Source organism: Peribacillus sp. P4_C12 (assembly GCF_056402095.1).
Window position 1 is genome coordinate 1 of sequence record NZ_JBFUIB010000084.1, and the last position, 12782, is coordinate 12782.

Genomic DNA, 12782 nt, shown 5'->3' on the forward strand with positions numbered 1-12782 from the left:
CTGCCTGGGGTGTGACCAATACGGGGCCGGATGTTCAGGACCTGTATATCGAAAAGAGAAATCCGGCAAACGAGAATGAGTTTGCTTACAAAGATGATTGGGAAAAAGCTGATATCATGAACGAACCGATCAAGGTGAAGGACGGTAAGACGCTCGATTATAAAGTGACGGTTACCCGCCATGGGCCGGTTGTCTCTGAGTTTGCTGGTAAAAGTGGAAAAGATACTGTCCTTGCGTTAAGGTGGACAGCACTTGATCCATCTGCCGAGCTGGAAGCGGTATTGAATATGAATAAAGCGAAAGACTGGAAAGAATTCGAAAAAGCCCTCTTGAAATTTGAAACGCCGGCACAGAATTTTGTCTTTGCTTCGGTCGATGGGACTATTGCTTATAAGGCGAACGGGAAAATCCCAATTCGGAAAAAAGGGGATAGTATGTTACCTGTCCCTGGCTGGACCGATGAATATGAATGGATAGGCTATATCCCGTTCGATGAACTCCCAAAAACGATCAATCCAGAATCAGGATTTATTTCGACAGCAAATAATAAGGTTATATCCGATGATTATCCTTACCATATCAGCAATAACTGGGCGCAGCCTTACCGTCAGATGAGGATCCAGGAGTTTTTACATGCTAATAAAAAACTCACCACCGAGGATATGCAAAGTCTGCAGATGGATCAGTTAAACCTACAGGCTAAGGAGTTTGTCCCTCAATTTTTAGAGGTATTGAAAGGCTCATCTGGTAAACAGGAAGACCAAGCTATAAGAATTCTGAAGAAATGGAATAACATTGATTCTATAGACGCAGCAGCGCCGATGATTTTTAATGTCTGGATGAAAAAGATAGGGGAAGTTCTGCTTATGGATGAAATACCAGAGGAAACTCTCAACCTCTTTAATGGAAGGCGATCTGCCATTGATGAACTGCTGCGGCGGGCACTGGACGGGAAGCCAGGTCCTTGGATAGAAGAAGCGGGCGGACTTGAGCAAGTACTCGCAAAGTCATTACAACAGACATTGAAGGATCTGGAGAAATCACAGGGTAACGACATAGCTGATTGGGAGTKGGGGGATTATCACCAAGTTCGCTTTAACCATCCTCTATCGAGTGTCGTTCCGTTGAATCATTTGTTTAACAGCGACGGTGGAATTCCAGTCGGCGGCAGCAGTGTCACCGTACAGGCAGCAGCATTTCTAGATGATGGAACCGTCAATCATGGAGGCTCATGGCGCTTTGTCATCGATTTATCTGATATGAATCAAGGCTACCATCTCGTTGGTCCGGGTCAATCAGGTAACGTTAAAAGCAAATGGTACCACGATCAGCTTGATGATTGGACTGACGGAACCTATCATAAAACCGTATTAGATCATCCAAAAGGCGATAAACTGATAATAAACCCATAAGAATTAGCGTAACCTTACTTGCTTTGATAGAAGTAAGGCTTTTTATGATACTGGAGTGATGCGATTAAGTACTTAATTGACACAATACATGGCAGCGGTAAAAAAAGAGTACCAAGTCCAGCGTGAGCTGAACTTGGTACTCTTTTAACGTTTTTGTTTAGTTAAGAATTCTGCAAGGAACTCTTCGAAATTTGGTGCTTCGATAGCGGCTATTTTTTCGTATGATTCAATGATTTTGAGTTTGATCTCTTGCTCTAGGTCATTTCTGTCTTGATAATGTGTGTTTTTTAATGATTTTTTTATTTTAGGATTCAAAGAATCAATTAGGTCAATTAATTCTTCTTTTGAGAGTTTTTTATCCACAATACCTTTTCTCCTTCCTATCATAAACATCATTCATATAGTACTTTTGCAGTTTTTTGAGAGCTTGTTTACGGATGCTTGAAATATTCTGAGGTGACTCATGAAAATAAGCCGCAATTTCTTTGTTGGATAGTCCATAGGTAAAGGCCATGGTCAGTACCAGGTTTTGCTTGGTTGTTAAATTTTTCAAGGCTTCTATCAATTTTTCATCACTAATGTGGGAGGATAGTTCATTGGTTTCCCCCATCTTTTCAAGTCGTCCATCCAAGTTGCCAATTCGGTCCATCATTCTTCCGTTATCCTTTGGTGTCGCATCAAGTACCATTCGATAGCGTTCCCGTTGTTTTCGTGCTCTTTTATCAAAATCAACTGAGAAGAAGTAAATTAAAGAGCACATGTATTTGTATACTCTTGCCCGATAATAGAAAATTTTAAAGGTCTCGTTGAGATGACCAATGTTGTGTGTAGAAGGGGAATCTAAAGTATCAGTGAAAATCTTTAAATGCTCTGGATTCTGTAAAAATAATTGAATGATTGGCTGTTCGAAGAATGACGAATAATGCTGTTGTAAAAATTCTAATGAATGAGAAAAAAAATGAGAAGTTAACTTGTTCATTGCTATCCCTCCTTTAATTATTAAAGTGATAGACAAGGGGAATAAATCAATTATATACGAACATTCGTTCTTTTTACCATAAATCAATAGTGCTAGATTGATTTTCTGAAACAAGTTTCACTTTAGATATCAGATACAAGAAAAGGGGTGAAGAGGATGATGATTGAGGATGCTACTATGTGGGTGTCATTAGTTAGCGATTTTGGCTATCCATTCGTCGTTTCTATGTTTTTGCTCTTCCGCTTCGGTAAAAAATTAAAAGAACTGACAACGGACGTCGAGAACTTAAAAAAGTCCGCTCATAAAACGAAACGATAACCTCAGGACGTTACGTCGCTAGGTAGTGAAAACCGAATTTCGGATTCTATACAAAAGAGGATCCGAAATTCGGGTATAAAGAATTCGGGACGATGGAAAGTGAGTCCATTAAATTCCTCCTTTTGATTCGGATAGGGATAATGATACTCCATTATTTGGAATATACCATAAAATGGGTGATAAATAATCGTCAAATTGAATCATTTTACTACTATAATTCATCCGACAATAGAATTAGGTAGGAAATCCTCCTCTCATACGATTTTAGTTTTATAGGTTAAAGTGAAAATACTTTTAAAAAAACAACTTTAATAAATAAACTTATAGAAAGCTTGCAGCATCCCAATAAAGGGTGCTGCTTTTCTTATTTTTTGGTAATAAACTGATATTATGGAAAAGGGGTGACAATTTTGAATAAAAAACAGCTCGATGATATCGAAAGTCTACAACAGAGATGTGAACAGGAAGATTTTACTTTAAAGCTAAATTGGGAGACGCTTCGCAGCAGAAATGGTGTAATGAAGAATGATTTCTTTCATTACGTGGGAGTCAAACTTGTCGGTTTTCTTGGTCTTTATGATTTCGGGAATAAAGTAGAGATGTGTGGGATGGTTCATCCAGACTTCCGAAGGCAAGGGATTTTTACAGATTTAATGGACGAAGCTTTAAGGACTGCTTTGCAGCGGGACTATAAACTAATTATCCTGAATACCCCTGCCCAATCTCATTCAGGGCATGGGTTTATGAAGCAACTGCCATGTGAGTTTTCTTTTTCTGAGTATCAAATGAAATGGTCAAACATGGAGCTGGATAATTATGAGGATGTGGTCGTTCGTCCTTCAAACAGAGATGATGCGGAAACGGAAATTCAGCTGGATGTTCATTGTTTTAAGTTTTCGGAAAAAGAAGCGCGAGATTATTATCAACGTGTTCAATACGAGGATACTTTGAAAACAATGATGATTGAAAAAGATGGTCGAGCGGTCGGTAAAATCCGTGTTGATCATTCGGGCGGAGAAGCATGGATTTATGGATTTGCAATTTTTCCGGAATACCAGGGAAAAGGGCTTGGCAGAAAGGTGCTGAAAAAGATTGTAGCCGAACAACGGCAACTTGGGTATGATATTTTTCTTGAAGTAGAAGCAACCAATGATTATGCTTTAAGACTTTATGAATCTTGCGGATTCAAAACCATTCAACGCCAGGATTATTATCAGTATAAATGTTAGAAGGCTGAATGACATAATTGTATGAGTGGATTCAATGGGTCAACTTAAAAACGGTCTGTCAGTTAAAACTAAGTGAGATATCTGACTGAGTAAATAAATAGAAACAAAAAGCATTGAGGAATTCGCATGATGATGTTTGGGTGAAGGTACATAAGGGGGGAATAGGATGCTAACGTTATTCACCTATAACTGGCAGGTGAGAAGAGAGTGGTTTGAGTGGTGCCAGACTGTACCGAGTGCTGAACTTTTACGGCAGCGGAGTGGTGGGATGGGCACTATCTTAAAAACACTCGTTCATATTATTGATGTTGAATACAGTTGGATTCGGACGATTCAAGGAAAGCCAGATATCGAGATTGATATGGATTCTTACAATACAATCGAGAAGGTAAAAGGCTTATCGGAACGTTATCATTCTGAAGTGAAAGATTTTTTGTACTCGTATTCACCTGATTTGGAGAATGATATAGTTGAGCCATCTTGGATGGAAGGGACATATGAAATAGGCAGGATATTACGCCATCTGATTGCCCATGAAATTCATCATATTGGCCAGCTGTCTATCTGGTCGAGGGAAATCGGAATCAAACCGGTATCTGCCAGTGTGATTGATCGAGTTTTGTAAGTTCTTATTTAAGCATGAAAGAAAACCGGTAAAGGAACCTGCTTTACCGGCTTTTTAGATATTTAATTCCTACCGTTTTTTTATAATGGAGGATTAGGGATTGAAAAGTAGGGAATAAACTTATTTTTTTAAAACACATTAGTCCTGCTTTTAGTAAGTGGATTATCCGGATTGCAGTCTGTATCTGTTGATCATGCTTTCATTCTATAAGACGATTCAAAAGGATTACAGACTGTCACATAAAACCGTTCCAATTAGAAAAAGATCGGCAGAGAAAGAAGAAACTACAAGTTAATCTATAATTAGTAGGCTGGCTCATATGAATGAGTCAGCCTCTTTGCAAGTACTAAAGGGAGATTGCCTACCATGATTCGATAAAATTTATTAATAGTTACATATATTTGAAAGTGAAAATTAGTTAAAATAGTACTTTTTATTATAGTTTCTTAATATTGAGGTAAATTATGACACTTTTTCGACAAAATCATGTTATATTATTCTAGAATTTTACAAAAAATATAGAAGGGTTGTGAAGTATGTCGTTTAAGTCCAATGTAAAAAAAATACTAGCCCCGGTTCTTGCTGTGAGTTTAATTACGGCTCCATTTACCGTACCGATGGAGACATCCGCCAAAGAGGCTGCCAAGAAACCTGTCACGACTAAACCGTTTGTCATCTCAGCTCCTACTGTTAATTATACAAATGGGGCAAAAGCTACAGTAACGGTCACACCGAAAAAAGGAAATACGGGGAAGGAAACTGTTGTCTTCCAGCTAATGAATGGAAAGAAGGTCGTTTCACAGTCAGCTGTTGAGACGGATATTAAATCAGCCCAGAAATTTTCCGCATACTTCAACTCGTACAAATCAGGTTATTGGATTAAGATATCCGTAGTCTCCAAGTATAACGGCAATACGAGCAATTTTGGCACCAGCCTAGCAACCTCTGTTTCCGATGCCCCGTTTGAACTAAGGATTATGGAAACGACAGATATACACACAAATCTAGTAAGCTATGATTATTATAAAGATGCTGTATCAGATTCAGTCGGCTTTTCACGCACAGCAACTTTAATCAAGCAGGCGAGAAAAGAAGTGGAAAATAGTGTTTTAGTAGATAATGGAGACCTTATTCAAGGTACACCGCTTGGTACATACAAAGCGAAGGTAGTTCCACTGAAGAAAGGTGAAGTCCACCCTGTCTATAAAGCAATGAATTTGCTTAATTATGATGTAGCTACATTTGGCAATCACGAATTCAACTATGGGTTATCCTATTTAGATGAAGCCATCAACGATGCGAACTTCTCTTATGTAAATGCAAATATTTATAAAAAGGATAAAGATAAAAATCCAAAAAACGACAAAAATAAATATACCCCTTATAAAATTGTCACCAAGAAAGTAAAAGATATTAATGGAGCTGAAAAATCCGTAAAAGTAGGCTACATCGGATTTGCTCCGCCACAAATCATGGATTGGGATAAAACGAACCTTGATGGTAAGGTCGTTACAAAAGAAATCGTCACAACAGCAAAAAAATATGTACCTGAAATGAAGAAAAAGGGTGCAGATGTCATCGTGGCACTTACACACTCTGGTTTTAATGGCGACACAAAGAACACCGAGGATGTCATCTATTCATTAAGTAAAGTGTCTGATATCGATGCCATCACGTTCTCCCATACACATAAAGTCTTTCCGGCACAAGATGAAGCTTCTTTAGACAGCTTATTTAAAGATAGCCAAGGAAAAGTTCTTAAAGGTGTGGATAATAAAAAGGGTACAATTAATGGTGTACCGGCCGTTCAAGCAGGATATGGCGGTAGTAATCTAGGGATTATCGATCTTGATATCCAGAATATCAAGGGGAAATGGAAAGTCGTTAACTCAGATTCATCAACACGAGCAATCAACGACAAAATAACAGGGAAAAAAGCAGCTGAAGATGTATCTGTCGTCAAAGCCGTTAAAAAGGATCACGAAGGAACGATCAAGTATGTTAACACACCAATTGGAACGACTACCGCTCCAATTCATAGTTACTTCGCCCTTGTGCAAGATGATCCTTCTGTACAAGTCGTGACAAGCGCACAAAAATGGTATGTAGAAAAATACATCCAAAGCAACCGACCTGAATACAAAGACTTGCCTATTCTCTCTGTAGGAGCTCCTTTCAAAGCAGGACGAAATGGAGTCGAAGAATTCACCGAAATAAAAAAAGGTGGTTTGACAATTCGCAGCGCCGGTGACTTATATTTATACGATAATACCTTGAAAGCGATCAAAATCAAAGGTTCCGTAGTAAAAGAATGGCTTGAAATGTCTGCGGGGAAATATAATACAATTGATCCGGCTAAGACTGAGGAACAGGAATTGCTTAATGGGAAGTTTGCCGTCTATAATTTTGATGTGATTGACGGTGTTACGTATCAAATCGATGTCACTAAGGCTCCGCGTTATGATGAAAAAGGAATAAAAGTGTCAGATTCAAGCAGGATTACCGATTTAGAATATAATGGTGAAGTAGTCAATCCTAATCAGGATTTCATCGTCGTGACGAATAATTACCGTGCTTCGGGCGGTGGAAACTTCCCAGGAGTCAAGGGAAGCGAATACGTAGTTGACTCTGCGGATGAAAATCGCCAGATCTTGATGGATTACATTACACAAGAGAAGGAGATCAATCCAACCGCTGACAATAACTGGTCGATTGCCCCGATTTCAGGCAAGGTGAATGTTACGTTCACCTCATCACCAAAGGGGGCGGAATATTTAAATGAAGATAGCCTGATTTCTTATACAGGTAAAAAAGATGATAAAGGCTTTGGTATTTACAAATTCAATCTGGGGAAAGAAAACATTAAAGTGCAATTGCTCGGAATCAATGATCTTCATGGCCAGTTGGACACTACTTCTGAATTTAGTGGGGTCAAACAAGGTCGAGCTGATTATTTAGCGGCGCACTTAAAGCAGCGTAAAGCTGAAAACCCTGAAAATACACTTTTACTATCAGCTGGGGATGCAGTAGGGGCAAGTGCTCCTGTTTCCTCTTTGGTCCAGGACAAACCGACGCTTCAGTTTTTAAATAATATGAAATTTGATGTAGGAACGGTCGGGAACCATGAGTTCGATAAAGGGGTAGAAACTCTGATGGCTCAAATCAATGGCGGAAAGTCGCCTACATCGGATGTAGTATTTGATAAATTGAACTTTCCGTATGTGGTTGCCAATGTCGTATATAAAGACACGAAAAAACCTATTTTGGACCCTTACGTCATAAAAAAGGTCGGCGGGGTTGATATTGGTTTCATAGGTATAGTCACGAATGCCACACCTCAAAAAGTCAGTCCGGATGGCATTAAGAATGTGGAATTTATAGAACAGGCACCTGCCGTAAATAAGGCGGTTAATGAGTTGAAGAAAAAAGGTGTAAAATCAATTGTCGTCATCTCGCATGACCCAGGTACTGAAAAAGACGGTGTCATTACTGGTGAAGTAGCTGATCTTGCCAAAGCGGTAGATGATGAAGTCGATGTAATTTTAGCTGGAGATAATCATGCAAGGGTCAATAACTATGTAGATAATAAATTGATTGTACAGGCTTATTCTTATGGAACGGCCTTTGAAGATGTTGATTTGGAAATCGATCCAAACACAAAGGATATTGTTAAAAAGTCAGCCGAAATTGTTACAGTTACACAAGATGGCATCACACCAGATGCTGGGACGACTAAATTTATTAACGGTTATCTAGACATGTTCCCTGAATTGAAAACCCCACTAGGGACAACGGATGAGAAATTTTTAAGAGCCAATGCCTATACACAAGAAACTGGTCTTGGGAATTTAATTGCGGACTCCATGAAGGCCGATTTGAAATCTGATTTTGCCTTCATGAATCCAGGTGGAATTCGCGCAGATATTCCAAAAGGAGAAGTTACCTTTTCTGATTTAGCGAAAATCCAGCCGTTCGGAAATGTGTTGGTCCGACTTGAACTAACTGGGGCTGAAGTGAAAACATTGCTTCAACAGCAATGGATTGTTGAAGGCTCTCCGAAAACGTTACAAATCTCAGGATTGAGCTATACGGCCGATTTCAGTAAACCTGTCAAGGAACGTGTCACTTTATTGAAGAAAGCGGATGGAACGCCAATTGAGGATACAGAAACTTACACAGTGACCGTCAATGACTTCATGGCAAGCGGTGGCGATAATTATACCGTTTTAATAGGAAAAGAGCGTGTGTTTGGACATGCTGATCTAGAAGCTTTCGTTAACTATGTGAAAGATACCTTTAAAGGTGGAAAGATCACGGCAGGTATAGAAGACAGAATTACGAATATCAATAATTAATTGAAGATTACCAGTCAAATTAAAGTTTACTCGTGAATTTTGTGTGTTTACTCGTAAGTTTTATGTATTTACTCGTGAATTTGCAGGATTTACTCGCAAAAATATTAAAAAGAGAGCGTTCCGTAATACAAAGGGACGCTCTCTTTTCTATTAATTTTTTCTGAACATACAAAAGTTCGGGAACATTACTATTCCTGCTATACGGTCGCATCTCGAAAGCAATTAAAGTAATGAGTGTCAGTAAGGTTGTTCCGTGCAGGGTATCATGAAAAGTATTTATTCCCTAAAAGTATTAAAAATTGGAAAATAGGCATGATAATAGCGAAGACATCGAACACTTCATTAGGTAACACTATAAACTTGGAGTGTTAAAAGAAAATGACCAAATCAAGCAACCGGATAATAAAAAAAAGGGAGAAAACCCTGTATTTGAAAACAGTCCAGATTATTTAGATAAATGGGTTAGCTAATAAAGACCTCATTTGCAGTTTTATTTTAGAAAGACCTATGAGTGGCATTAATAACATTGAAATCGGGGATTCTCTGTCACTAGGCCAATTATGTATATACAACCTTCACAAGCAATTGACCATAATGAATTAGCAAATACATAGTAGAGAATAAAATATGAAATGACAAGTGCTTTAAAAACCCAATTAACTTATCAAATTTTTTCTCAAGAATTTTGGAAGAAATCTAATAACTCTACCTTCTGAAAAAGAAAAAGACTGAGAGGGGGATAAAATGTATGAGTTTATTTAAAAAACAAAGAAAAAACAGCATTAACCTCTCCTCATTCAAGCAAGACGATAAGAATAAGGAAACGAACAAAGACTTGTTAAAAACAAGCCTCCAAGGAAACATTCAACATGTAAAGCAGCAGCTTGGAAATAGCAGCGATATCGTGATTAGAGAAATACAAATTGGCAAAGAGCCAAACGTTAAAGCATGTATTTTTTATACGGATGGATTGGTGGACACTAATTCCATTCAGAACTTTATCCTGGAAYCACTCATGTTAGATATCCATCCTGATCAAGAGCAAATGATATCGTATCAACAAAATGTTTTACAAGTATTGAAAGGCCGCATCCTTGCGGTTGGAGACATACAGGATGTTACGGAATTCAGTTCTTTATTTACTTCCCTGTTATCAGGGGATGTTATTCTTTTATTGGATGGATATGCACAAGGTTTTACAATCGGTATGCGTGGTGGAAAAGACCGTGGTGTAATGGAATCCACCACGGAAACCGTCGTTCGGGGACCAAAGGAAGGTTTTACGGAGAGTTTGCGTACCAATACGTCGTTAATTCGACGAAAAATAAAGACTCCTCAACTTTGGTTGGAATCGAAAAAAATTGGAAAATTGACTAAAACCGATGTAGCAATCATGTACATCGATGGAATTGTGAATGACAAAGTTGTCGAAGAAGTGCACACGCGTCTGGATCGAATCGATATCGATGGAATCCTAGAAAGTGGTTATATTGAGGAATTGATTCAAGATGAAACGCACACTCCTTTTCCGACTATGTATTATTCTGAACGCCCTGATGTGATTGCCGCCGAGCTGTTGGAAGGGAAAGTCGCCATACTAGTGGACGGAACGCCGATTGTTCTAGTCGTCCCGGCACTGTTCGTCTCCTTTATACATTCCGCGGAAGATTATTATCAGCGTGCAGACATTGCCACCCTTATTCGTTTGCTTCGTTTTTTTACTATTTTTATTGCTCTACTAGGACCGTCCTTATATATCGCTATCACCACGTTTCATCAGGAAATGTTACCAACTAGACTTCTGATCAGTCTAGCTTCTCAACGTGAAGGGGTTCCCTTTCCTGCATTCTTTGAAGCTCTTATGATGGAAGTTGCGTTTGAAATCTTGCGGGAAGCTAGTTTACGAATGCCAAAAGCTATAGGACAAGCTATATCTATTGTAGGGACACTGGTGATTGGATCAGCGGCAGTAGAGGCTGGAATCGTATCGGCCGCCATGGTAATCGTTGTTGCAATCACGGCTATTTCAAGTTTCGTCCTTCCGTCATTTACCATTTCTATGTCGATTAGAATGCTCCGTTTCCCGATGATGGCGCTTGCCGCTTCTTTTGGCTTATTCGGGATAATCGTTGGGGTCATTGCACTTGTTCTTCACTTGTGCAGCTTGCGTTCCTATGGGGTTCCCTATATGAGTCCTTTTGCTCCTTTTATCGGTGAAGACATGAAGGATACGCTTATTCGGGTACCGAGATGGGGGATGTTTGCTCGCCCCCGTTTAATCAGCCAGAAAAACAATAAACGCGAGCATACCTCGGCACCGAAACCGCCGCGGGATAAAGTGTGAGATTGACAACAAAGTTATCAAAATGGTATCAAAATACACAAAACGCTTTTATTTAGTTGGATAAAGCCATTTAACATGGCGATTCTAAGCTACCAAAAAGGTATATGAAGGATTGGAATAAACAATTTTGACTTGTCTGGGTAGATACAAAGATTTGACGGTACAGTATCCTATTCTGTTATAAAGCAAAAAGAGAAAGGAGTAGTAGAATTTGTTGGCTGTTACAGTAATCCTTGTCATCGTCGCTATAATTATCGCTATTGATGTTCCTAGTCTGTTGAGGAAAAAATTAAAAAAGGAACTATGGATATTTTCCGTTCTTCTACTATTCGGAACCGCGTTAAGCATTTCCCAAGCACTGAATATCAAGATTCCCAATCCACTAGATTGGATTACAGCAATTTATAAACCGCTTTCCGACATGATTGAGAAATTATTAAAGTGAAAATGAGAATATGCAAAAAATGCTTAGAACGGGCATATAGTTGAAAAATAAGGAAGTTCCACTTCATATCGAGTATTTAGACGAACTTGATCAGAGGACCTTTCGCGGTGGTTCAGGCCGTTTAGTTGTCCATATTCAAAAAACATTTGAAAGAAGCGCACTTATTGGCGGAAAATGATCCTCATGTCGCTCATAGCGAAGACATGAATTAAAAGAGAGGCAATTTAATAACGAATGGCTAAAAGAAGTTAATTAGTTGTGTGCCAGCATTGAGGCCTTCATTCACATCAGGAGCTGGCGACAGTTTCTTTTCTTTTTGAAATAAATCTACTAATATGATGACTGGAAAATCTGATTAATTTTAAAAGAGTACTCGTTATTGTGCGGGTATCCCTTATTAGGGGTACAGCAATGAGGGCCATGTGCAAATAGATTCCATTTAATAAAAGGATATCATGAAACACAACGTAACCCCATTTCTTGATTCTTGATAAAACAAACTAATTACTTTATCTTGTCTAAAAAGGAATTACCAACTGTACCTACGTTTCGGATTTCTCCTTGTACCTCTATATTTACAGGCAAGTTCTCAAAATTTTTATCCCAATCTTTTTTGAGTTTTTTCCAGGCTTCAGGATCAGCTCGATGAATCGCCTCACCAAATCCAAAAATGTCTACTTTCTCATTTTTCTGTACCTGTTTTATTGAATTTATGAAAAATTTCTTCGCTTCTTTTTCATAAATTTTCTCTAATTTTTCAATCGTTTCTGGTTTTGTCAAATCGATATGACATTCTACTTCGCCTAAATTGCCTTCCACACGAATATTTAGATCTATCTCAGGTTTTCCATTCTTTATCTTACCCTTTATTTTCGTGTTTGACTTTTTCACTTCATACACAGCTTTTCCGCCTTTAGGACACGGTATATTCACAACTGTACTTTTCTCCTTATTTGTAATGACAGTATACGTTTTGCTTTGTTTCTCATTTAACCAGCCAACTAATTTATCATCATTAAATACCGCTAGTCCTTTAAACCTCAAACGAGCAGGGGGATCAATCATTTCTMCATTC

11 protein-coding genes are annotated in these 12782 nt (G+C 38.6%); 8 read left to right on the top strand and 3 right to left on the bottom strand.

Features of this window, described 5'->3' with window-relative positions; genetic code table 11:
• Nucleotides 1-1412 (top strand): penicillin acylase family protein (locus tag AC1DUW_RS13175; protein ID WP_477642711.1); only part of this gene is annotated, 1412 nt, incomplete at its 5' end.
• A 144-nt stretch (nucleotides 1413-1556) separates the two neighbouring features.
• Here AC1DUW_RS13175 and AC1DUW_RS13180 read toward each other — a convergent pair.
• Nucleotides 1557-1775 (bottom strand): hypothetical protein, encoded by a 219-nt coding sequence (locus AC1DUW_RS13180; RefSeq protein WP_053348771.1) that lies wholly within the window; start codon nucleotides 1773-1775, stop codon nucleotides 1557-1559.
• Nucleotides 1768-2391: a sigma-70 family RNA polymerase sigma factor gene (locus tag AC1DUW_RS13185; protein WP_053348772.1), complete on the bottom strand. Its 624-nt coding sequence runs from the start codon at nucleotides 2389-2391 to the stop codon at nucleotides 1768-1770. The genes AC1DUW_RS13180 and AC1DUW_RS13185 overlap by 8 nt, the downstream gene beginning before the upstream one ends.
• Before the next feature lie 156 nt (nucleotides 2392-2547).
• Between AC1DUW_RS13185 and AC1DUW_RS13190 the strand changes: the two genes are divergently transcribed.
• From AC1DUW_RS13190 to AC1DUW_RS13220, 7 genes are all read left to right on the top strand, one after another.
• Nucleotides 2548-2709 carry a YvrJ family protein gene (locus tag AC1DUW_RS13190; protein ID WP_082527571.1) on the top strand — a complete coding sequence of 54 codons (162 nt, stop codon included), beginning with the start codon at nucleotides 2548-2550 and terminating at the stop codon, nucleotides 2707-2709.
• A 401-nt stretch (nucleotides 2710-3110) separates the two neighbouring features.
• The gene (locus AC1DUW_RS13195; protein ID WP_236695042.1) at nucleotides 3111-3938 is read left to right on the top strand and encodes a GNAT family N-acetyltransferase; all 828 of its coding nucleotides are present in this window, start codon (nucleotides 3111-3113) and stop codon (nucleotides 3936-3938) included.
• Between the two features lie 166 nt (nucleotides 3939-4104).
• Nucleotides 4105-4563 (top strand): DinB family protein, encoded by a 459-nt coding sequence (locus AC1DUW_RS13200; protein ID WP_053348773.1) that lies wholly within the window; start codon nucleotides 4105-4107, stop codon nucleotides 4561-4563.
• A gap of 536 nt (nucleotides 4564-5099) precedes the next feature.
• Nucleotides 5100-8918, top strand: coding sequence for a bifunctional 2',3'-cyclic-nucleotide 2'-phosphodiesterase/3'-nucleotidase (locus AC1DUW_RS13205; protein ID WP_053348774.1), 3819 nt, complete (start codon nucleotides 5100-5102; stop codon nucleotides 8916-8918).
• Between the two features lie 748 nt (nucleotides 8919-9666).
• The gene (locus AC1DUW_RS13210; protein ID WP_477642712.1) at nucleotides 9667-11262 is read left to right on the top strand and encodes a spore germination protein; all 1596 of its coding nucleotides are present in this window, start codon (nucleotides 9667-9669) and stop codon (nucleotides 11260-11262) included.
• 211 nt (nucleotides 11263-11473) lie between these two features.
• Nucleotides 11474-11707 carry a hypothetical protein gene (locus AC1DUW_RS13215; RefSeq protein ID WP_053348776.1) on the top strand — a complete coding sequence of 78 codons (234 nt, stop codon included), beginning with the start codon at nucleotides 11474-11476 and terminating at the stop codon, nucleotides 11705-11707.
• Between the two features lie 40 nt (nucleotides 11708-11747).
• Complete coding sequence (locus AC1DUW_RS13220) at nucleotides 11748-11885, top strand: hypothetical protein (protein ID WP_161804979.1); 138 nt, start codon at nucleotides 11748-11750, stop codon at nucleotides 11883-11885.
• Between the two features lie 326 nt (nucleotides 11886-12211).
• Here the strand turns inward: AC1DUW_RS13220 and AC1DUW_RS13225 are convergent.
• Nucleotides 12212-12782 (bottom strand): Ger(x)C family spore germination protein (locus AC1DUW_RS13225; RefSeq protein ID WP_477642713.1); only part of this gene is annotated, 571 nt, incomplete at its 5' end.